This is a genomic window from Thaumasiovibrio subtropicus (assembly GCF_019703835.1).
Classification (GTDB): Bacteria; Pseudomonadota; Gammaproteobacteria; order Enterobacterales; family Vibrionaceae; genus Thaumasiovibrio; species Thaumasiovibrio subtropicus.
The window spans coordinates 2,809,652-2,831,884 of the sequence record NZ_AP023054.1 but is presented as its reverse complement, the minus strand read 5'-3'; the positions used below and the strand labels follow the sequence as shown (position 1 = coordinate 2,831,884).

The 22,233-nt window shown below is 48.6% G+C and carries 20 protein-coding genes and 1 pseudogene; 3 read left to right on the top strand and 18 right to left on the bottom strand.

Annotation, left to right across the window (positions count from 1 at the left end; genetic code table 11):
* Nucleotides 1-270 precede the first annotated feature (270 nt).
* Nucleotides 271-1,149, top strand: a complete 879-nt coding sequence (dapA, locus tag TSUB_RS12535) for a 4-hydroxy-tetrahydrodipicolinate synthase (RefSeq protein WP_087019423.1) — start codon at nucleotides 271-273, stop codon at nucleotides 1,147-1,149.
* Nucleotides 1,150-1,163: 14 nt separating this feature from the next.
* A complete protein-coding gene (gene bamC, locus TSUB_RS12530; RefSeq protein ID WP_087019420.1) occupies nucleotides 1,164-2,198 on the top strand; it encodes an outer membrane protein assembly factor BamC in 1,035 nt (344 codons plus the stop codon).
* A gap of 78 nt (nucleotides 2,199-2,276) precedes the next feature.
* Here the strand turns inward: bamC and lipA are convergent, their stop codons facing one another.
* The 12 genes and pseudogenes from lipA to leuS form a co-directional block, all read right to left on the bottom strand.
* Entirely contained in the window at nucleotides 2,277-3,242 is a 966-nt protein-coding gene (lipA, locus tag TSUB_RS12525) for a lipoyl synthase (protein ID WP_087019417.1), read from the bottom strand.
* Complete coding sequence (gene lipB / locus TSUB_RS12520; RefSeq protein WP_087019509.1) at nucleotides 3,242-3,889, bottom strand: lipoyl(octanoyl) transferase LipB; 648 nt, start codon at nucleotides 3,887-3,889, stop codon at nucleotides 3,242-3,244. The genes lipA and lipB overlap by 1 nt, the downstream gene beginning before the upstream one ends.
* Nucleotides 3,890-4,027: 138 nt before the next feature.
* Nucleotides 4,028-4,300 carry a DUF493 family protein YbeD gene (gene ybeD / locus TSUB_RS12515; RefSeq protein ID WP_087019416.1) on the bottom strand — a complete coding sequence of 91 codons (273 nt, stop codon included), beginning with the start codon at nucleotides 4,298-4,300 and terminating at the stop codon, nucleotides 4,028-4,030.
* Nucleotides 4,301-4,415: 115 nt separating this feature from the next.
* Entirely contained in the window at nucleotides 4,416-5,579 is a 1,164-nt protein-coding gene (locus tag TSUB_RS12510) for a serine hydrolase (RefSeq protein ID WP_087019413.1), read from the bottom strand.
* A 253-nt stretch (nucleotides 5,580-5,832) separates the two neighbouring features.
* Nucleotides 5,833-6,603, bottom strand: a pseudogene (locus tag TSUB_RS12505) (septal ring lytic transglycosylase RlpA family protein); the annotation flags it as partial.
* Entirely contained in the window at nucleotides 6,603-7,727 is a 1,125-nt protein-coding gene (gene mrdB / locus TSUB_RS12500) for a peptidoglycan glycosyltransferase MrdB (RefSeq protein ID WP_087019407.1), read from the bottom strand. The gene mrdB and the pseudogene TSUB_RS12505, both read right to left, overlap by 1 nt.
* A complete protein-coding gene (gene mrdA, locus TSUB_RS12495; RefSeq protein ID WP_087019404.1) occupies nucleotides 7,724-9,664 on the bottom strand; it encodes a penicillin-binding protein 2 in 1,941 nt (646 codons plus the stop codon). The genes mrdB and mrdA overlap by 4 nt, the downstream gene beginning before the upstream one ends.
* A 6-nt stretch (nucleotides 9,665-9,670) precedes the next feature.
* Entirely contained in the window at nucleotides 9,671-10,141 is a 471-nt protein-coding gene (rlmH, locus tag TSUB_RS12490) for a 23S rRNA (pseudouridine(1915)-N(3))-methyltransferase RlmH (RefSeq protein ID WP_087019401.1), read from the bottom strand.
* 7 nt (nucleotides 10,142-10,148) lie between these two features.
* Nucleotides 10,149-10,466 (bottom strand): ribosome silencing factor, encoded by a 318-nt coding sequence (rsfS, locus tag TSUB_RS12485; protein WP_087019398.1) that lies wholly within the window; start codon nucleotides 10,464-10,466, stop codon nucleotides 10,149-10,151.
* Nucleotides 10,467-10,562: 96 nt separating this feature from the next.
* Nucleotides 10,563-11,597, bottom strand: a complete 1,035-nt coding sequence (gene holA, locus TSUB_RS12480; RefSeq protein ID WP_087019396.1) for a DNA polymerase III subunit delta — start codon at nucleotides 11,595-11,597, stop codon at nucleotides 10,563-10,565.
* 3 nt (nucleotides 11,598-11,600) lie between these two features.
* Nucleotides 11,601-12,161 carry an LPS-assembly lipoprotein LptE gene (locus TSUB_RS12475; protein ID WP_246616365.1) on the bottom strand — a complete coding sequence of 187 codons (561 nt, stop codon included), beginning with the start codon at nucleotides 12,159-12,161 and terminating at the stop codon, nucleotides 11,601-11,603.
* A 127-nt stretch (nucleotides 12,162-12,288) separates the two neighbouring features.
* Nucleotides 12,289-14,868, bottom strand: a complete 2,580-nt coding sequence (gene leuS, locus TSUB_RS12470; RefSeq protein WP_087019393.1) for a leucine--tRNA ligase — start codon at nucleotides 14,866-14,868, stop codon at nucleotides 12,289-12,291.
* Between the two features lie 119 nt (nucleotides 14,869-14,987).
* On the opposite strand from leuS, the gene TSUB_RS12465 reads away from it, so the two are divergent.
* A complete protein-coding gene (locus TSUB_RS12465) occupies nucleotides 14,988-15,467 on the top strand; it encodes a zinc ribbon-containing protein (RefSeq protein ID WP_087019503.1) in 480 nt (159 codons plus the stop codon).
* A 77-nt stretch (nucleotides 15,468-15,544) separates the two neighbouring features.
* On the opposite strand, the gene TSUB_RS12460 is transcribed toward TSUB_RS12465, so the two are convergent.
* The 6 genes from TSUB_RS12460 to miaB form a co-directional block, all read right to left on the bottom strand.
* Nucleotides 15,545-16,123 (bottom strand): lipid-binding SYLF domain-containing protein, encoded by a 579-nt coding sequence (locus TSUB_RS12460; RefSeq protein WP_087019390.1) that lies wholly within the window; start codon nucleotides 16,121-16,123, stop codon nucleotides 15,545-15,547.
* A gap of 282 nt (nucleotides 16,124-16,405) precedes the next feature.
* Nucleotides 16,406-17,944 (bottom strand): apolipoprotein N-acyltransferase, encoded by a 1,539-nt coding sequence (gene lnt / locus TSUB_RS12455; protein WP_087019387.1) that lies wholly within the window; start codon nucleotides 17,942-17,944, stop codon nucleotides 16,406-16,408.
* Between the two features lie 11 nt (nucleotides 17,945-17,955).
* Nucleotides 17,956-18,825 (bottom strand): CNNM family magnesium/cobalt transport protein CorC, encoded by an 870-nt coding sequence (gene corC / locus TSUB_RS12450; protein ID WP_087019384.1) that lies wholly within the window; start codon nucleotides 18,823-18,825, stop codon nucleotides 17,956-17,958.
* Between the two features lie 87 nt (nucleotides 18,826-18,912).
* Entirely contained in the window at nucleotides 18,913-19,377 is a 465-nt protein-coding gene (gene ybeY, locus TSUB_RS12445) for an rRNA maturation RNase YbeY (RefSeq protein ID WP_087019382.1), read from the bottom strand.
* Nucleotides 19,374-20,483 carry a PhoH family protein gene (locus tag TSUB_RS12440; RefSeq protein WP_087019381.1) on the bottom strand — a complete coding sequence of 370 codons (1,110 nt, stop codon included), beginning with the start codon at nucleotides 20,481-20,483 and terminating at the stop codon, nucleotides 19,374-19,376. Before TSUB_RS12440 ends, ybeY begins: the two co-directional genes overlap by 4 nt.
* 63 nt (nucleotides 20,484-20,546) lie before the next feature.
* The gene (gene miaB / locus TSUB_RS12435) at nucleotides 20,547-21,971 is read right to left on the bottom strand and encodes a tRNA (N6-isopentenyl adenosine(37)-C2)-methylthiotransferase MiaB (RefSeq protein ID WP_087019378.1); all 1,425 of its coding nucleotides are present in this window, start codon (nucleotides 21,969-21,971) and stop codon (nucleotides 20,547-20,549) included.
* Nucleotides 21,972-22,233 lie beyond the last annotated feature (262 nt).

Sequence of the window (22,233 nt, the reverse complement as noted above, 5' to 3'; positions counted from 1 at the left end):
CAAGGTTGCGATTAGGCAGATTTTGACAGGAAATACCGATGATTTTCTGGCTTCGCCTATCTGTCTATTTACGCGGGATTGAGAGAGCACGAATGCAGCAAACTTCCTGATGAGATCATGCGCTTTTGAGTGTTTTCATCAAAGGCATTTTTAGGGAGCAGGAAGTGTGACGAAGAGTCTGGATAATTGTCGCGTATTTCACCGCGTCAGGCTTGTGTTTCCGGTTTGGCAAAAGTACCATGAGACACTGATCTATAAGGGGAGAAGGACATGTTTACAGGAAGCATGGTAGCTTTGGTCACGCCTCTCGACGAGGCTGGCAATGTTGATTATAAAAGTTTGCAGAATTTAGTTGAGTACCATGTAAATGCAGGGACTTCAGCAATCATTTCTATGGGTACCACAGGTGAGTCAGCGACACTCAGTGTTGAAGAGCACGTGGAAGTCGTACTCAAGACCATCGCATTTGCTGCAGGCCGCATAAAGATTATTGCGGGTACAGGTGCAAATGCGACTCATGAAGCGATTGAGTTTAACCAGCGTTTTGCAAACACAGGTATCGATGGATGCCTCACTGTGACTCCTTATTACAATCGTCCAACGCAAGAAGGTTTGTACCAGCATTTCAAAGCGATTGCTGAGTCTGCGGACGTCCCACAGATTCTTTACAATGTACCAGCTCGTACAGGTGTCGACCTCCTTCCTGAAACCGTAGCACGCTTGGCTAAGCTGCCGAATGTTATCGGTATTAAAGATGCAACAGGTGATTTGGCACGTGTGAATAAAACACGGGAACTTTGTGGTGAAAACTTCATCCAACTGAGCGGTGATGATCTGACTGGCCTCGATTTTGTGGCGCTAGGTGGTCACGGTGTGATTTCGGTTACGGCGAATATTGCCGCGGCAGATATGGCTGAAATGTTTAAGCTAGCCTTGGATGGCCAGATTGAAGAAGCGCGTTTGATTGACCGTCGTTTGTCAGCACTGCATAAGAATTTATTTATTGAATCAAGTCCGACCCCAGTGAAGTGGGCGGCAAAGCAATTAGGCCTGATTGAGAATGCTCAACTGCGCCTTCCACTGGTTGATTTGAGTGACGCGGCCGAGCCTGTGGTTCGCCAAGCACTTGTTGATGCTGGTTTGCTGTAATTTCAGGAGAAGTAATGAAGTTCACCTCTAGGCTAGCGCTAAGCAGTACCGTCATTTTGCTTCTAGCTGCATGTTCAAGTAACCCCGAGGCGCGTCGTCAGGCAAAACAAGATTTTGACTACCTTGATGCGCCAGCTTTAGAAGCAATGCGTGTGCCTGAGGGCATGAATATGCCTGTTTACTCTGACTATCGTATTCCAGAAGGTCAGTTCCAAGGTGGTACGGGGCCTGAGGTGGATATTCGTTCACCTGTTCAGGTGCTAGAGCTTATTCCGGGCGCGCGTACACAAGTTGATGCCGATGGTACCGTGACAGTTTGGCTCGTTTCTGAAGAAAATCTTGAAAAAGTTTGGGATGTCTTTAAACGTGCTGTGACCCGTTCAGGGGTTGATGTGCGTCGTCGCGAGCCTGGGTTGATTGAAACCAACTGGATTCGTTGGACACAAGAAGGCGATGATGAAGCCGGGATCAGCTCTCGTTATCTGATTCGTATGGTGATGGATGGACGTCGTTTTGGCTTCATGGTGAAACCGCTTGAGTTTAAGAAAGAGGGCTTTGATGCGCTTCCTGCCGATCAGCTCACACGTCAGCGCTACAGTGCCATCATGACCAACTTGATCACATCACGTTATGACCAAGAGATGCGTGAAGAAGCGCAGCGTTTGGCCCAACAGCAGATTAAGCGTATTCCAATCAGTATGGGACAAGATCGCAGTGGTTTACCTGTGATTATCGCTCGAGCTTCGTATGATGTGTTCTGGGAGCGTATCCCGTCACTATTGAACAAGTCTGGCTTTACGTTAGAAGGGCGAAACCGCTCGCAAGGTGAGATTGATGTACGCTTCAAACCGGCGGACGACGAGTTCTGGCAAGAGTTGGGTGTGAAGCCAATCCGTTTAGGTAGTCGTACTTATAAAGTGCAATTGGGTGATTTGGGTAACCGTACCTCAATCAATGTCACCGATGGTAACGGCAAGCCGGTTGCAGAACAGGATCTTGAAAGCTTAGCGTTGGCTTTTGCCGCATTTGTTGAGCGTAGTGCTGAGTAAGTACTTTGAAAGCTTGAAAGCCATATGTAAAAAAGCCAGCGATAAGCTGGCTTTTTTGTGTCGGAGAGTAGTGAAGGGTTACTTCACCTCTTCACCTTTCGCTTGCAGGTCTGCATGGTAAGAAGAGCGTACAAAGGGACCACAAGCGGCATGTGTAAAGCCAAGTTCAAGGGCAATCTCTTTTAACTCATCAAACTCTGAAGGTGGTACATAGCGCTCGACAGGTAAGTGGTGACGACTCGGTGCGAGGTATTGGCCTAGCGTTAGCATAGTCACGCCATGGGCACGAAGATCTTTCAGTACTTCAACAATCTCTTCTTTTGTTTCACCAAGTCCCATCATCAAGCCTGATTTCGTTGGGACGTCAGGATGCATTTCACCGAATTTCTTCAGTAGCTCGAGAGACCACTTGTAGTTTGCACCTGGGCGAACTCGACGGTACAGGCGTGGTGCAGTCTCTAGGTTGTGGTTAAAGACATCCGGTGGATTGTCTTTTAATAGCTCGAGTGCTCGATCCATGCGGCCGCGAAAATCTGGTACAAGGGTTTCGATGCGAATGTTGGGTGATTTCGCTCGAATTTCTCGGGTACAGTCAGCAAAGTGCTGCGCACCGCCATCGCGAAGGTCATCACGGTCAACGGAGGTGATCACAACATAGCGCAGCTTCATGTCAGCAATGGTTTGTGCCAGTTTTTGAGGTTCTTCAGCACTTGGTGGCAACGGGCGGCCATGGGCAACATCACAGAATGGACAACGGCGTGTACAAATCGCCCCAAGGATCATAAAGGTTGCCGTACCATGGTTGAAACACTCAGCCAAGTTCGGGCAAGACGCTTCTTCACAAACTGAGTGCAGTTTGTTTTTACGCATTGCTGCTTTAATGTCTTGAATACGCTGGCTATCCGCTGGAAGCTTGATTTTCATCCAGTCAGGCTTGCGCAGTGCTTGCTTTGGCTCTTCGGTGACGTGTTTCACCGGAATTAGCGCCATTTTGTCGGCATCACGGTATTTGACGCCAGTTTCCATTTGAATAGGCTTGCTCATTATTGCTTGTTTTCCGTAGTCCACTCAATCTGCTCATATCCGAGAAGCGCAGTGAAGTGTTGTATTAAAATAGGCTGTATGTCCGACAATTGACTTGACTCGTTGAGCTGAGCCACCTGTGTCATTTCCATTCCAGCATAACCACAAGGGTTAATGCGCAAGAAAGGTGCTAGATCCATATTAACATTGAGTGCCAGACCATGAAACGAGCATCCCTTTCGAATGCGAAGTCCGAGTGAGCAGATTTTCTGGTGATTTACATAAACACCAGGTGCATCAGGTCGAGCTTTCGCGTCGATATTAAGAGAGCCGAGAGTGTTGATGACGGTATTTTCAATGTGTGTCACCAAATCGCGAACGCCGAGCTTGCGACGACGCAGGTCAATTAGCACGTAAGCGACGAGTTGCCCCGGCCCGTGATAAGTCACCTGTCCACCTCGATCTGCCTGTACAACCGGAATATCGCCTGGATTGATCAGGTGCTCAGCCTTTCCTGCTTGTCCTTGGGTAAAAACTGGGTGATGTTCAACTAACCATACTTCATCCGTGGTGTCTTCGCCGCGTTGATCGGTAAAGTCATGCATGGCTTGATAAGTGGTTTGATAGTCACATCGGCCTAGATTGCGAACAATAAGGTGGTTTAGCACTGAAATACCCATAGTAAAACGATTGTTATCAGGGAGTGTCACGTCCGTTGGCGGACATTATAAAGAATGGATTCGGAGAAAGATAGACGACCACGTTGCGCGGCCGTCAGTTACAATTCACACCAGAATTGCAGGGTTTTACAGCACCATCTTAACGATATCAATATCAGCAAGCTCTTTGTAAAGTGTTTCCACTTGCTCAATTGAGGTTGCAGTAATGGTTACTGAGACTGAATTAAAGTTCCCTTTAGCGCTCGGCTTAACGCGTGGCGTATAGTCACCTGGTGCGTGACGTTGAATCACTTCAAGGACGAGATCTGGAAGCTCCGGCTTCGCTGCGCCCACTGCTTTGTAGGTAAACGAGCAAGGAAATTCCAATAGATCGCGCAACGTGGCTTGTGGTTGTTGCATAACAGGCTCCAGCAATATTATTAAGCGGGGAATAGTAATCTCAAGTGTTGAAGAACTCAAGTCACTGTATGCCCCGCGATAGGAACAAAATACGTTCTGGGCTAACCTATTGAGATTAGCCGAACCAGCCCGATACAGAGAGGGAGAGCTTGTCCTGCATTTGGCTAAACCAGCTGCCTTCTTTGATATCTTCCAGTGCGACTAACGGATATTCGGCAATATCTTCGCCATCAGCATGGTAGTAGATGGTGCCCAGTACATCACCCGTTTTAATCGGGGCTTTAAGTGTTTCATTCAATGTAAAACTTGCTTCAAGCGATTGAATTTGGCTGCGAGGTAACGTTAGGTGAATATCTTGTTGCAACCCTAGCTTGACGGTGTCTGTTTCACCCATCCAGACGCGCTCAGTAGCAAATACGTCACCGGCTTGATTCGGGGTAATGTTGCCAAAGAAACGGAAGCCGTAGCTAAGCAGTTTTTTGCTCTCCGCTTTCCGTGCATCCGGACTTTCTGTTCCCATCACAACGGCAATAAGGCGCATGTCGTTTTGGGTGGCCGTGCTGACCAAACTGTAGCCTGCTTTGTTGGTGTGGCCGGTTTTCATGCCGTCTACGTTGAGGCTTTCATCCCATAAAAGACCATTTCGGTTGTACTGAGTGATGCCGTTGTAGGTGAACGACTTTTCACCATAGATAGGAAACTCTTCAGGTAGATCACGAATAATCGCTTGCGTCAGCAATGCCATGTCATATGGAGTCGTGTAGAGCTTATCGTCATCTAAACCGTGTGGATTGGAGAAAGAGGATTGCGTCATGTTGAGCGTGGTTGCCCAGCCATTCATCAGCTCTGCAAACGCATCCGTCGAGCCAGCAATATGTTCTGCCATCGCGACACAGGCGTCATTACCCGATTGAATGATGATACCGCGATTGAGGTCGGAGACTTTGACGCTTGTGCCTACTTCGATGAACATTTTTGATGAGCCGGGAAAGTTTTTCGCCCAAGCCTTTTCACTGATAGTGACATCATCATCGTGTGACAGGTTACCTTGCTTAATTTCTTGGCCGATGACATAGCTGGTCATCAGCTTTGTCAAACTGGCTGGGTGGAGGCGAGTGTCTTGGTGGTTTTCGGCGAGGATTTGCCCCGACTTAAAGTCCATTAACACATAACCTTTCGCTGCAATACTTGGAGCATCAGGCACGATTGCAGGCGCAGCAGTGGCAGAAAGAGACATGAAACAAAGAGCAGGTAACGAACGCAAAGCTAATTTATACATAGAGAAATCTTATTGTTTAGGGTGTTGTAACCCCACTATCTTAACAAATTCCGTTTTCAACAGCAGCGAGTGCTTTGAAGCAATCTCAAGACGAAGGTGCCTTATCACTCACTTGGGAAGCACTTTTTGTTGGTGTGGTTTGAACCTCAGCAGGTGTCGAGATTGTATTTTGAGACGTTGCAACACCAAACTGGATAGTTGAGCTAGCTTCTGCAACGACACCATCTTCTTTTGCCGTTGGACGTTTTACCGTGATGATATAAGCGTGGGTAAATCCGTGTTGTTTGGCAGCCGCTTGTGCTTGCGTTGCGGCATGGCGGTCATTAAATGGGCCGAGACGCACTCTGAACAGACCGCGATCTGGGTCTTCTTCGCTGATCACTTTGGTGCTATGTGATTGCGCGAGTGGCGCTGCTTTAGCAATGACGGCATCGGGCTGACTCACCGCGGCAAGTTGCACGTAATAGTGATTAGGGCTAATCGTGTGCACTTCATCTTTGCCCGGTTTCGGGACTGTGATGACTTCGATGTTGACTGGGACCGTCCCTTTTTCTAGCGAGCCAATACGTTTTGCGGCTGCATAACTGAGATCGATGATGCGCCCTTCATGGAATGGACCTCGGTCATTGACACGAACGATGACGGTTTTCTCGTTTTGTAAATTCGTCACTTTGACATAGCTAGGCAAAGGCAGCGTCTTATGTGCGGCCGTCATCGAGTACATGTCATACACTTCACCGTTGGAGGTGAGGTGGCCGTGAAATTTTTTCCCGTACCATGAAGCATCACCTTGCTCGGTAAAGCCCTCGGTGTCAGTAATAATTTGATAAGACTGACCACGCAGTGTGTAGTCTTTGTTTCCTGCAAGGCTATAAGGCTCATAACGAGGTTGAGCATTCTCAAGGTGCACCACGTCAGGCGTATACTCTGGCGCAATGTCATCGGCTAAATCATAGCGCTCTGTTGTTGTGCTGTTACAACCTGCAAGTAGTAACGCTGCGGTAAATAGAATCCTTTTTCGCATTATGTCGCCTTAGACAGCATTTTTCGGTGAGTGTGAATTGACATTAAGATGCCAAAACCAGCGAGAAGCGTCACCATGGATGTGCCGCCATAACTGATTAATGGCAACGGTACGCCTACTACAGGCAAAATACCACTCACCATGCCAATATTTACAAAAATATAAACAAAGAAACTGAGAACGACACTGCCTGCCATCATGCGACCAAACGCGGTTTGCGCACGACTCGCAAGTAGCAGACCACGCCCGATGATGAAGAGGTAAAGGATCAGCAGGGTAACAATGCCTGCGAGCCCCCACTCTTCGGCGATGACCGCAAAGATGAAGTCGGTATGACGTTCGGGGAGAAACTCGAGTTGCGACTGGGTGCCTTGTAACCAGCCTTTGCCTGTAATACCCCCTGAGCCAATCGCAATCTTAGACTGAATGATGTGATAGCCAGCCCCAAGCGGATCTGATTCAGGGTTAAACAGTGTTCGAACGCGGACACGTTGATAGTCTCGCATCAAGAAAAACCACAATATCGGCATGAATGCGCCCGCTAAGACACCAGCAGAAAATATCAGCCGCCAACTCATTCCAGAAAGAAACAGGACGAAAATACCTGACGCAGCGATAAGAATAGAGGTGCCAAGGTCGGGCTGTTTCGCGATTAAAATGGTCGGAATAACGATCATCACTAAGGCAATCATTAAGTTCCTGAAGCTCGGCGGCAGAGGTTGATTACCAATAAACCGTGCCACCATGAGTGGCACAGCAAGCTTTAACAGTTCTGACGGCTGGAAGCGGATAAAGCCAAGATCTAGCCAACGCTGCGCCCCTTTTGATGACACACCGAAAAACAACACGCAGAGCAGTAGAATCACGCCAGCAAAGAACATGTAAGGGGCCCAGTTTTCATATTGTCGCGGGGGGATTTGGGCGAGCACAAACATGACACCAAAAGCCATACCAATACGTATGACCTGACGCTCCATCATCGCGACACTCTGACCACTGGCGCTCCACATCACGAGTAACCCAAAGGCGACAACTGCAATTAAGCCAAGGAGTAGCGGCAAATCGAGGTGAATACGTTCAAAGATCGTTTTCTTTTGGCCGGTTACTGAAGATAGGGTGTTCATTCTTCTACCTTTCTTAATTCTGCGGTCGTTATTTCAGGTGTGACTAAGATGTGGTCGAAAATACGTCTAGCAAGTGGGGCGGCGTTGGATGAACCCCCGCCCGCATTTTCAAGTACCATGGAGACAACCAGCTCAGGTTTATCAAATGGCGCAAAGCCGACATAGAGGGCATGGTCACGAAGATGTTCCTCAATCTCATCCGCCTCATACTCTTGGTCTTCGGCAAGGCCAAAGACTTGCGCTGTCCCGGTTTTACCGCCTGTCTCATAATCCATTTGCGTAAAGCTCGCTCGCGCCGTGCCTTTTTTACCATGGTTGACGAGCCGCATTCCCTCCAGCGCAACCTCCCAGTGACGCTCGCGCACAGGCGTAATGTTTTCGAATGGACGTGGCACGATGTCGGATTCGTCGCCATCACCGATACGCATGAGAAGTTGCGGCGCATCGACTTTGCCATGGTTAACTAACACATTGGTTGCTTTTGCGAGCTGCATTGGGGTCGCTGTCCAGTAACCTTGTCCAATGCCGATTGGAATGGTGTCACCCTTATACCAAGGTGTTTTATGCCGCACTTGCTTCCATTCACGGGTTGGCATGTTGGCGCTGCTCTCTTCGAAGATATCGATGCCGGTATAATCACCAAAACCAAACTTATTCATCCAAACCGACATGCGATCAATGCCGAGATCATAGGCCATTTGGTAATAGAAGGTATCGACAGACTCTTCAATCGCTTGGAATATATTCACCTTACCGTGCCCCCAGCGCTTCCAGTCACGGAAGGCGCGCGCGCTACGTGAATCGGTGCCGGGAATACGCCACGAACCATGATCATTTCGCGTTGTTTCTTCGTCGATAACCTCCTCTTGCAGTGCGGCGACGGCGAGATGAGGTTTGATAGTCGAGGCAGGAGGGTAAATCCCCAGCGTGACACGGTTAACCAGAGGGCGGCTATTGTCATTCAGTAGACCACGGTAATCTTTAGCGGAAATACCATGTACAAACAAGTTAGGGTCATAACTTGGGCTCGACACCATCGCGAGTACGGAAGCATCATCCGGATCTAGGATGACGATTGCGCCACGTTTTTGCACTTCACGTATTTCGCCAGTCTCTGGGTCGGTGACTTCTCGAGTCAGTTTCTTTTGCACGTAAAGCTGCAAGTCGATATCGATGTTAAGGTAGATGTCTTTGCCAGGTATTGGCGGCACATATTTCAAGGTACGAATGACGCGGCCACGGCTATTTACTTCAACTTCTTGATAACCGGCAGTGCCATGCAACAGGTCTTCATAGTAACGCTCAACCCCAAGTTTGCCGATATCACGTGTTGCTCGGTAGTTGCTGATTTTCTCTTCGCGTTCGAGGCGGGCAACATCTCGATCATTAATACGGGCAACATAGCCCAGCGCGTGGGTTAATGCATCACCAAATGGATAGTGACGTTTTAGGTGAGCGCGCACTTCTACACCGGGAAAACGGTGTTGGTTTACATAGAATAGGGCTACTTCATCTTCTGTTAGCTGGTTTTTGAGCGGGACGGCATTGAAGCGTCGTGTGCGGCGTCGCTCGCGCTCAAAGCGGGTTATTTCCGCTTCGGTGATGGGAATAAGCTCGCTCAACGATGCGATAGTTTCGTCTAAGTTGGGGCTTTGCTCGGGGGTGATGTCCAGAGAAAATACGGGCAAATTCTCTGCGAGTACAACGCCATTTCTGTCGTAAATCAGGCCACGGTTTGGGGCGACAGGAACAAATTTGATGCGGTTGTCGTTAGAGCGTGTGGCGTAGTCTTCGTACTCACTCACCTGAATGTTGTACAGGTTGACAAGGAGTAGGCTGACGAGCACAAGAATGCCCGCGAATGAGACCAATGCTCGGCGAAAAAAAAGGGCCGATTCAGCACGGTAATCGCGGATCTGCGTTCGCTTTTGTCTCATTGGGCGTTATTCTCGGTGATACGGGTGGTTGGCGGTAATGCTCCAAGCGCGGTATAAGCTTTCAGCCATCACGACACGGACAAGTGGGTGAGGCAAGGTGAGGGGCGATAGCGACCAGCTTTGGTCTGCTGCAGCCTTACACGCGGGCGCTAATCCTTCAGGGCCGCCAATGAGAATAGACACATCACGGCCATCCAACTTCCAGCTTTCTAACTGCTGAGCGAGTTGGTCTGTATCCCAGCGCTTTCCTGGGATATCTAAGGTTACAATCCGATTGCCTTTTGGCACGGCGGCTAACATGGCTTCGCCTTCTTTTTGCAAAATACGCGCAATGTCAGCATTTTTTCCACGTTTGCCCGCTGCGATTTCAACGAGTTCGAGTGGCATGTCTTTTGGGAAGCGACGACTGTACTCTTTGTAGCCTTCTTCTACCCACTTTGGCATCTTAGTGCCAACGGCAATCAGTTGTAACTTCATTAAGGGGTTAGCTCCACAGTTTTTCTAACTGGTAAAGCTCACGAGCGCTTTCTTGCATGATGTGCAGCATCACACTACCCATATCCACGATCACCCACTCTGCATCGTCTTGACCACTTATGCCAAATGGAGGAAAGTCGACTGCTTTGCTCTCTTTTTCAACGTGGTCGGCAATCGATGAAACATGGCGATTCGAGTTACCTGTGCAGATAACCATAACTTCAGTGATGCTAGATTTACCTGCAACATCGAGAGTGACGATATCAACAGCTTTCATGTCGTCGACTTTATCAACAATAAAGTCTTGAAGTTCTTGTAGTTGCAAAAGAATTCCTCAATTTGTCTGCAATATGCCGCATTAGCGCAGCATTAAAAATTATAGATGAAGCCTGAAAGCGAAGGAGTATAGCATTCGCCGTTGTCAGGGCAAGTGCGTTGGAGGCGGGCTTATCGGTAAGCCGCACATACCAATGCTAAATTGGCGCAGTCCCAACCAGATATCATGATCAAAACTGGTCTTCGCTTCCACTTCGAGCTGCGCGAGATGTTGAATCAATACGGTAACACGCTGTCTAGGGAGGCGTTGTAAAGCGCCGGTTAAAAGTGGTCGTCGTTGTTGCCACACTTTAAGGTGTTCAAAAATGTTTGCGAGGGTTTTTCCCTCTAGTCCCATTTCATGAATACGGTTAAGTTGGAAAAGCTCTTTTTGTAACGTACGCAGTAAGATAATGGGCTCTACGCCTTCACCTTGAAGCTGGGTGAGTACCCGTTGGCTGCGTTTTGCTTGACCGGCGAGTAACGCATCAACCAGTTGAAAGGGCGTAAAGTGATTATGCCGACTGGATGATTCTTGTAAGCGAACGAGCGTTAACTGGCCATCAGGATAGAGCAGCGATAGCTTTTCTAAACTCTGTGCGAGGGCAAGCAGGTTTCCTTCATGAGATTGAGCCAACATCTGTATAGACTCATGATCTGCTTGAAGATTCAGTTGCTGGCAACGTTGCTGAATAAAACGGGGCAACTGTCGCACATCGGGCGTGTTGCACGGTACCCAGAGGCCATTTTTTGTGAGTGCTTTGAACCATTGTGCACTTTCTTGGCGTTTGTTAATTCTTGGCCCAAGCACAACCAGCAAAATATCTTGATGCAGCAGGCTGGCAAGTTCAACGAGCTGTTTACTCATGGCCGTATTGAGGCCATTGTCGGGCAAACTGAGTACGATGATTTGGCGTGCCGAAAATAAGCTCAAGGCTTGGCAGCAGTCGAAAATGGCTTGCCAGTCCGTTTGCGCATTGATCTCAAAGTGGTGTTTCTCGTCAAAACCCTGCTGTCGTGCAGCTTGAAGCAGGGTTTGCATCGATTCATTGAGCAATAAAGGTTCATTGCCGAGGAGTAGGTAGCTTTGCTTCAGCGGTTGTTTTAACTGCGTCGCAAGCTGTTCAGGAAATACGCGCATAGATTAGGATTGAGTATCCGTCGCGTCAGCGTCGTTTTCAGTCGTTTCGAACAGACGATTAACACGCGCAAGTTGACGCATGATTTGAGAGACGGCCTGCTCACGCATTTCGTTTTCAACCAACTCACGTTCTACCGATTTTGCGAGTGCAGTTTGCGGGTTATCGAGGAAGTTTCGGTTCACCTGCGTCGTCAAAAACAGGGGCGCTTTGCCCGGCAAGCTAATGGTATAAGAGACTTCCATGGTGAGTTCATACTCAGCTCGACGGCTATTTTGATACAGAGACAGGGTGCGCTCTTCAATGATCTCACTGGAGAGGTGCAAGTTTGGCGTATCCGCCGTTGGAGGTACATGCTCAATACCATACAAACTCATTTGATTCCGCATGATACGGCTCAATGGGCCATAGATGTCAAAACTACTGAGAGAGACATGGTCGAGTTCTGGTGGAAGCAGGCTAGTATCACGTAGCTGAAAACCGCAAGCACTGATAAACAGTGTCATGGTGAGTAGGGCAAGATGACGAAAACGTCGTGACAACAGACGATGGAAAACAGTGATCACTGATTCACTCCTTAATTCTTTTCCAAACTACCTTGTTAGCAGTGAACGTTATGGCTTCACGCTGTTAGCGGTGTCATGAGGTGTCCAATCACCAACGCGGCGACGTGCGCCGCGTTGGTCAAGGGGCTTAGTTTGCAACGATGTTGAGTAGTTTACCCGGAACGTAAATCACTTTACGGATAGTTTTACCATCGGTGAACTTAGTGACATGCTCGTCGGCGAGGCCAAGCGCTTCAACGTCTTCTTTAGACGCGTCAGCGGCAACAGTGATTTTCGCACGTAACTTGCCATTCACTTGAACAACGATCAGTTTCTCGTCTTCTACAAGCGCCGCTTCATCCGCCACAGGCCAAGCCGCGTTGTCGATATCAGACTGCCCTAGCGCTTCCCATAGCTCAAAACAGATGTGCGGGGTAATTGGGTAAAGCATGGTGACAATGGCCTTTAAGGCTTCATCAAGCAGTGCACGGTCTTGTTCCGTCTCTTGACTTGCCTTGTTTAGCTTGTTCATCAGCTCCATCACTGCCGCAATCGCAGTATTGAAAGTTTGACGACGTTCGATGTCATCGGTCACTTTCGCGATTGTTTTGTGAATGTCACGACGCAGTGCTTTTTGGTCAGCGGTTAGACTTGCGATATCAAGGGTACTTGCTTCGCCTTTTTCGGTATGCTCGCGAACTAACTTCCAAACACGTTTAAGGAAACGGTTTGCGCCTTCAACGCCCGAATCTTGCCACTCAAGGGTTTGCTCTGGTGGTGCAGTGAACATCATGAATAGACGGACTGTATCGGCACCGTACTGCTGGATAACGGTTTGCGGGTCGATACCATTGTTCTTCGACTTAGACATCTTGCTCATGCCAGCAGAGAGTACAGGCTCGCCGTCGACTTTGTGCCAAGCTTTGATGATACGACCTTTTTCATCGGTTTCAGTCAGCACATCTTCTGGAGAAATCCAGATGTCGCCGCCTTTTTCGTCTTTACGGTAGTAAGTATCAGCCAATACCATGCCTTGGCAAAGTAGACGCTCGAAAGGCTCATCAGAGTTAACTAGACCAAAATCACGAAGTAGTTTGTGGAAGAAACGCGAGTACAGTAGGTGAAGGATCGCGTGTTCGATACCACCGATGTACTGGTTTACAGGTAGCCAGTAGTTCGCTGCGCCAGGTTCAAGCATGCCTTCGTCAAAGCGTGGGCTACAGTAGCGCGCGTAGTACCAAGATGACTCCATGAAGGTATCAAAGGTGTCTGTTTCGTGGAACACAGGCTGACCATCAACGGTTGCTTTTGCCCACTCAGGATCGGCTTTGATTGGAGAGGTAACACCATCCATCACCACATCTTCAGGTAGACGTACAGGCAGCATCTCTTTAGGTGCGGCTAATTCAGAGCCATCTTCTTTGTTCAGCATTGGGATTGGAGAACCCCAGTAGCGCTGACGAGATACACCCCAGTCGCGTAGGCGGAAGTTAACGGTTTTCTTGCCTTTCCCTTCAGACTCTAACTTGCCTGCAATGGCATTAAATGCATCTTGGAAGTTAAGGCCATCGAACTCGCCCGAGTTAAACAATACACCTTTCTCAGTGTAAGCGGCTTCTGAAATGTCTAGCTCGCTACCGTCTTCAGGCTTAATTACTGGGACAATGTCTAAACCATATTTAGTGGCAAACTCAAAGTCACGTTGGTCATGGCCAGGGACCGCCATCACAGCGCCTGTGCCGTAGTCCATTAGTACAAAGTTGGCGACGTAAACGGGTACTTCGCGACCGTTAAGTGGATGGATAGCTGTCATGCCGGTTGGCATGCCTTTCTTCTCCATCGTCGCCATTTCGGCTTCGGCTACTTTGTTGTTCTTGCAATCGTCAATGAAGACAGCAAGTTCAGGGTTGGTTTCCGCAGCAATCGCTGCCAGTGGGTGACCGGCGGCAATACCAACGTAAGTGACACCCATTAGCGTATCTGGACGCGTGGTGTAGACCTCGAGATCCGCTTGGCCGTCAACTTTAAACGTCAGCTCAACACCTTCCGAGCGACCAATCCAGTTGCGCTGCATGGTTTTTACTTGCTCTGGCCAATGATCGAGTTTGTCCAGATCGTCGAGAAGCTCTTGAGCGTAATCTGTGATCTTAATGAACCACTGTGGAATCTCTTTTTGCTCAACAATGGCACCCGAACGCCAGCCTCGACCATCAATCACCTGCTCATTAGCAAGGACTGTCTGGTCTACCGGATCCCAGTTTACCGTCGACATCTTTTTGTAAACTAGGCCTTTTTCGTACAGCTTAGTGAAGAACCATTGTTCCCATTTGTAGTACTCAGGGTGACACGTCGCGATTTCACGATCCCAGTCGTAACCAAAGCCAAGGAGCTTAAGCTGGTTACGCATATAGTCGATGTTTTCGTATGTCCACGTAGCTGGGGCAGTGTTGTTTTTGATCGCCGCGTTTTCAGCAGGTAGACCAAAAGCATCCCAACCCATAGGTTGCATCACGTTTTTACCTTGGAGGCGATGAAAACGAGAGACTACATCACCGATGGTGTAGTTACGTACGTGGCCCATGTGGAGTCGGCCACTTGGGTAAGGGAACATAGAAAGACAGTAGAATTTTTCTTTGCTTTCGTCTTCGGTAACGACAAAGGTGTTGCTGTTGTCCCAGTGCTGTTGAACTTTCTGTTCAATGTCCTGTGGGCGATATTGTTCTTGCATCGATGGCATCCAGGAAAGTGTGAGTTTGATTGAAACACAATTAAGTTAATCGGCATAGAATAACTAATGCAGCCTGTGTCAACAAGTACGCAAGCATTATCAATATGGGGGTATTCGCAATGCCTGAGCAAAAAGCCCGATATGAAGCCATGTTGGAGGAGGCGAAAGAGGCCTTACAACACAGTCCAGATGCGTTCAAAGAATGGGTGGAGACGAGCGAAAAAGTGCTCCAAGCTGCTTCTGATATGACGAAAGACGAGCTGGCGCTGATTCATCAATACTTAAAACGTGATTTAAAAGAGTTCGGACGCAATGCGACGGATAACTACCCGTTGCAGTCGAGTCTTTTTTATCAAACCATCACCAACACGATTTGGCAGAGCCTTGCTGATATTACGGATAAAACCCAGCTAGAGTGGCATGAGGTTTTCACTGACTTGGAACATCAAGGTATTTATAACACTGGTGAGATTGTTGGCTTGGGGATTCTGGTGTGTGAAAAATGTCAGCATCAAGAAGTTTACCATCACCCGCAACGTGTGGCGTTATGCAGTCGATGTGGCCATGATCAGTTCAGTCGGCAAGCTTTTGAGCCATGATAGCCATACGCCTTGATAAACCGTCAACGCCACAAAAGTGGATACATGTGGCGTTGTGCTTTTTGGTTCAAGGCGTTTTAGATTGTCTCTGGGATGATCGGCGTGTAACTGTATTTTTGACCCGCGATGGAGGCTTCGAGCATTAATCCACCTTTTGCGACAGTAAAAATGGCCATGCCATTGGTATAGCCTGCATGGTTTACGTTCTCGTTGGCTTGAGCGCTACGACCTTGTGTGCCTGCACGCGCAGAGGCATGTTCGGTTAACGCTGTGGCTGAAGATTGAGCATCGAACTCAAAACTGCCGCTGGTGAAACGATCGTAAGCGCGTTTATCTTGGAAGAAGACGATTTGGCTGTAGGCTTGTCCGCCAAATTGAAGACCAATCGAGACTTGAGTCATTTTACTCTCGCCTTGCAGTACATTGTCTTTGAATACCTGACCGCTGCCGTGTGCCCCTCCTACAAAGAACCCACCCTTGCCGATGGATGGAAAAACCGCGTAGCCATAAGCCGTCGCGAAGAAAGGCTCGGTTTCAGGTGCACGCTGAAACTGTTGTAGGGTTGCATCTACTTCATAGTTTTCCGTAGCGAATGCTGGAATGGCGATGAATAGCACCAGTAAAGGCAGCAGTGCGTGTTTAACCCGTTGAAACATAATCTTTCCTTTTTCAATCTTGCCGCTTAAGCGTCTGTTATTAGCGCTTGAGTATACTTATGACTCCTGAACAGACGCTTTTCTCCTGAAAAAGCGTAACAAAATGTAGCTTGGCAGCCCTGTCACACTTTTAAACGCAAGCAACCTCAAAAGGCTTGTCGCACGAGATTGCTTTAGGCTTTTCAGCCGGAAGTTGGTTTAAACGTTTTATACTCATATATGGTAGAGGCAATAGAAAAAACGCCTATCAAGTAGGCGTTTTACTGTGTTTGAGGGGGTGTTTTACTGGCAGCAGGTCGCCGGCTTTTGCTTGCGCTGAGCAACGAGAAGCAGTCCGAGACCAAGTAAACTTGCTATCCAAAGAGGCATAGAGCCATAGCGATGATAGGGTGTTTGCCCGACGGTAGGAACGAGGTAGTCGCGTAACACCGTTTGTTCAAACTGCGGAATGGTCGCAATGATTTGCCCTTTGTGGTTAATCAAGGCTGAAATTCCCGTATTGGTTGAGCGTATCATTGGCCGTCCTAACTCTAATGCCCGCATCTGTGCGATTTCTAAGTGTTGATGAGGCCCTATCGAAGCGCCAAACCACGCATCATTAGAAAGTGTTAAGAGAATATCTGTATCGGCGGTGACATTGCGGCGAACCTGCTCGTTATATGCGACTTCGTAGCAAAGTGCAGGGGCGATCTGATTCTCGCCTGCAATCAGATTCGGTTGAATGTAATCGCCGCGGCTAAAAGAGGACATCGGCAAGTTAAATATGGGGGCGAGTGGGCGTAGGATCGATTCAAACGGTACGAATTCGCCAAAAGGCAAGAGGTGATGCTTGCTATAACGTTGTGCCGTCTCGTAGGTGTACTCATCTTGGCCATTCTCACCAATAGTCAGGATGTTGTTGAAATAGACTTGCTCGCCCACATGGTCGAGTACACCAGTGATTAACGTCGCCTCGTTAAGCTTAGCAGCACTGTCCATACGTCCAATGAACATCGCAACTTCTTCTTCGAGTGCCGGAATCGCGGCTTCTGGCCAAATAACAATATCTGCTTGCCAGTTCTTGCGGGTGAGATCGGCATAAGTCATCAGTGTTGGCCAACGTTGGCTGGGTAGCCATTTCAGCTCTTGCGCAATGTTGCCTTGAATAATTGCGATGTCGACTTTACGTTCTGGCTCTGGCGTCACCCATTGTGTCTGGTGACTAACAAAGGTCATTGTCGCAATCAGTAGAGGCGCACTGATAAGACGATAGCGCTTTTCTGCAATGATGCCTGCAAGCGCGGCGCTAATCACCACGATGGCCACTGTGATGCCTTCGACACCTAAAATGGGTGCAATCGGAGCCATTGGCCCTTCTGTTTGACTATAACCTAGCCATAGCCAAGGAAAGCCAGTCAAGAACCAGCCTCTGAGCCAATCGAGCAATAGCCAAAGTATCGGAGCAAAGAGAACAAGGCGCAATGGTGAGCTCAACTGCCTGAAAAAACGGTTATAGAGGTAACCAAATGCCGCTGGATAGAGGGCGAGATAGCCGATGAGCAAGGCCATCATAAACCAGCCAACAAGCAGGGGAACGCCGCCAAAGTTAGCAATGCTGACATGTACCCAGCTAATACCGGTGCCAAATTGACCAAGCCCCCACAGTAGACCGATGAGTGCCCCTTGTTTGGCTGACTGCTTGTGAAGGCACAAAAGCAGCACAGTGGTTGACACTATTGCCAGTGGCCACCAGTGATAGGGGGCAAACGAAAAGGTGGCGATTGCCCCAGAAAAAACGGCCCCGAGGGGCCGTAGATATTTGATTAAGCTAACAGGCACGATGCGCTGACTCTCTACTTTATATTCGGTTTTGGTGCGTCTTCTGGAATCGTGACCTGAAGCTGCACAATGCGACGGTTGTCGGCTGACGTCACTTTAAACATGTAGTTGTTGATCTCAACCACCTCACCTTTATCAGGTAGATGACCAAAACTCGTCATTACGAGACCACCAACGGTATCAACTTCTTCATCACTAAATTCAGTATCAAAGATCTCGTTGAAATCTTCGATAGTGGTGAGTGCTTTGACCGCATAGGTGTGCTTACTCAGTTTACGGATCTCTTGTTCTTCATCGTCGTCGAACTCATCTTCGATTTCGCCAACGATCTCTTCAAGAATATCTTCAATGGTAATCACCCCAGAAACACCGCCAAACTCATCAACGACGATGGCCATGTGGTAGCGCTCTTCGCGGAACTCCTTAAGCAGGCGATCGACTCGCTTGCTTTCCGGCACAACCACTGCGGGTCTTAAGATTTCATCGATGTTGAAAGGTTCACTGTCTGGGCGAAGATAGCGTAACAAATCTTTCGCGAGTAGGATCCCTTCAACATGGTCTTTATCATCACTGATCACGGGATAGCGCGAGTGGGCTGTTTCAATGATCAAGTCAATCAGATCTTCAACCTTCTGAGAACGTTCAATGGTGACCATTTGCGAGCGCGGGATCATGATGTCACGTACCCGCATTTCGGAAATTTGCATCACACCTTCGAGCATGTCGCGTGTGTCATGATCAATCAGGTCGTTTTCTTCGCTATCACGAAACATTTCAACGAGTTCTTCGCGATTTTGAGGTTCACCCTGAAAGAGTTGGCCAATACGTTCTAAGAAGGTCTTTCTACTCGGACCATCCGAATTTTGTGAGTTATCGTCGTTCATCTTTTCTTCAGTTAACTTCGCTATCAGATGTGTGATAGCACACGAGAGAAAGCGCCCTGCAATAGTCTGTTAATTGCAGGCCAGCTTTCATTCCTTCTCTTCGATGTAGGGGTCATAGAACCCCATGGACTGCATGATGGCTGTTTCTAGAGATTCCATCTCTTCAGCTTCTGCATCGTCGATATGATCATAACCTAACAGATGCAGGGTGCCGTGTACAACCATATGCGCCCAATGAGACATGAGGGGTTTGTTCTGCGCTTTCGCCTCTTTTTCAACCACCTGACGGCAAATGATCATATCGCCTAGTAGTGGAAGCTCTATGCCCGGCGGGGCATCAAACGGGAATGAAAGCACATTCGTGGGATAGTCTTTGCCGCGGTATTCGGCGTTTAGCGCTTGGCCTTCGTCTTCATCAACGATACGAATCGTTGCTTCAGACTCGTCGCGGCGTTCGCCAACGGCATTCACAAACCATTCGGTGAGTTGCGCTTCTGAAGGCAATCCTTGGCTCTCTTCACTCGCTATTTGCAGGTCAAGATAATGGCTCATGATGGATTTGTCTCTGCCGCTTTCACTACGGCTTGGATGGCGGCTTGTTGAAGTTGCTCTTGCGCTTGCTGTTTAGCTTCGCGTTCAGCGCGTCGCTTCTCTGCTTCTTTCTTGTGTTTTAGCTCTTCGGCATCCCAAACATCGTAAGCTTGAACAATCCGTGCGACAACAGGGTGACGCACCACGTCATCTGATTGGAAGAAGTTGAAGCTGATTTCATCGACGTCTGACAGAACTTCAATGGCATGACGCAGGCCTGACTTCGCATGGCGAGGTAGGTCTATTTGCGTAACATCACCCGTGATGACGGCGCGAGAATTAAAGCCGATACGCGTCAGGAACATTTTCATCTGCTCGACTGTTGTGTTCTGGCTCTCATCAAGAATGATGAAGGCGTCGTTGAGCGTTCGTCCACGCATGTACGCTAATGGCGCTACTTCAATCACATTACGTTCTATCAACTTCTCGACACGCTCAAAGCCCATCATTTCAAACAGGGCATCGTAGAGTGGACGCAAATAGGGGTCGACTTTCTGTGACAAATCACCCGGTAAAAAACCGAGTTTTTCGCCAGCTTCAACCGCGGGACGTGTCAGCAAAATACGGCGTACTTCTTGGCGCTCAAGCGCATCAACGGCCGCCGCAACGGCGAGGTAGGTTTTACCTGTACCTGCAGGACCAATACCAAAAGTAATGTCGTGCGTAACCATGTTCGAGACATATTGCGCCTGATTTGGTGTACGCGGTTTGATCACCCCTTTTTTGGTTTTGATGAAGATTTCTTTGCCGTAAGGGATCGATGACTCTTCCGTCTGTTCCAGCACCCCTGACTCTTTGATAGCCAGATGGATCATATCGGGCTCAATGTCAGGGAAGACATTGCGCACAGGCGCTGTTTCAACGTAAAGATCTTTAAGAATTTTGGTCGCTGCTTCCGCAGTATGGGGTTTACCGACGACAGAGAATTGGTTGCTTCGGTAATTGATTTCAACGCCCAGACGACGTTCTAAGTGCTTGATGTTGTCATCGAAAGGACCACATAGACTGGATAAGCGTTGGTTATCAGCCGGTTCGAGCACAAGCTCGAGGGTAATAATTTTACTCAATGTTGCCTCACATTAGGCTGCGGATTGGGCTGAGGCCCAACCCGCGGCGTTTATTGGGATTCATTAAGGAGTATACACCCCTACACCCAAATCATCTTCTTTGCGGGTTTTCTCTATGACTTCCGCTGGAGACATCGCAGTGCGCAAGTCCATATCAGCTTCGGTACGTAGGAGTTCTCCACGCAGAGAGTTACTAAATACATCCGTGATCTTCACATCGACAAACTGGCCGATCAAGTCTGGAGAGCCTGCGAAGTTAACCACACGGTTGTTTTCAGTACGACCACGTAGCTCCATGAGATCTTTCTTCGATGGACCTTCCACTAGAATACGTTGCTCAGTGTCTAACATTTGACGTGAGTAACGCATTGCTTGGGTATTTACTTGTTGCTGCAGTTCGTACAAGCGTTGTTTTTTGGTCTCTTCACTAAGATCGCATGGGTAATCTGCTGCTGGTGTACCTGGGCGTGCTGAGAAGATAAAGCTAAAGCTCATGTCAAAATCAACGTCTTTGATCAGCTTCATTGTCGCTTGGAAATCAAAATCTGATTCGCCAGGGAAGGCAACGATGAAGTCAGAGCTTATCGTAATATCAGGACGCGCTTTGCGTAGCTTACGAATGATCGACTTGTATTCAATCGCGGTGTGTGGGCGCTTCATCAAGGTGAGGATGCGATCCGAACCACTTTGCACTGGAAGGTGCAAGAAGCTGACGAGCTCAGGCGTATCTTCGTAGACAGCGATGATGTCATCAGTAAACTCAATCGGGTGGCTGGTGGTAAAGCGAATGCGATCGATACCATCGATGGCCGCGACATAGCGCAGTAACTCAGCAAAGCTGCAGATCTCACCATCGTGCGTGTCACCACGGTAGGCATTGACGTTTTGGCCGAGTAGGTTGACCTCTCGTACCCCTTGTTCTGCCAACTGCGCAATTTCGAAAAGCACGTCGTCGAGAGGTCGGCTAACTTCTTCACCACGGGTGTAAGGCACGACACAGTAGGTACAGTACTTCGAACAGCCTTCCATGATCGACACGAAGGCGGTTGGACCTTCAGCGCGCGGCTCAGGCAAGCGGTCGAACTTTTCGATCTCTGGGAAAGAGATATCCATCACAGGCGCATGATCGCTACGAGACTGCTTAATCATCTCAGGCAGACGGTGTAGTGTCTGTGGGCCAAAGATAACGTCAACGTATGGAGCACGGTCTCGGATGTGATCACCCTCTTGGGTCGCAACGCAGCCGCCAACACCGATAACAAGCTCTGGATTCTTGTCTTTCAGGTTTTTCCAGCGACCTAGTTGGTGGAATACCTTCTCTTGCGCTTTTTCACGGATAGAGCAGGTATTCAGGAGTAGCACATCTGCTTCTTCTGGATCCTCGGTAAGCTCATAGCCGTTAGCGGCATTTAGCAAGTCGGCCATTTTTGATGAATCGTATTCGTTCATCTGGCAGCCCCAGGTTCTAATCAGCAGTTTTTTCGCCATCTCTTACTCTTTGTTTTAACTATGTTTGGTTGCTTCAACAGTGCTTGCACAGATCATTTCTGTGGAATGATAGGGCCTGATGTCACGTTTTTACGCCACCGGACCATTAGCAAGCCGCGTATTGTACTGCTTTACGCCGTCTCTGACTAGATCCTCACCACCCTGAATCGAGTGTGGGAATTTAAGTTTACGCTTTGGCTTTGGTTAACGATTTGAGGCGAAAACGCACTGCCATCTCGAACTCTTGAATAACCTCATGATA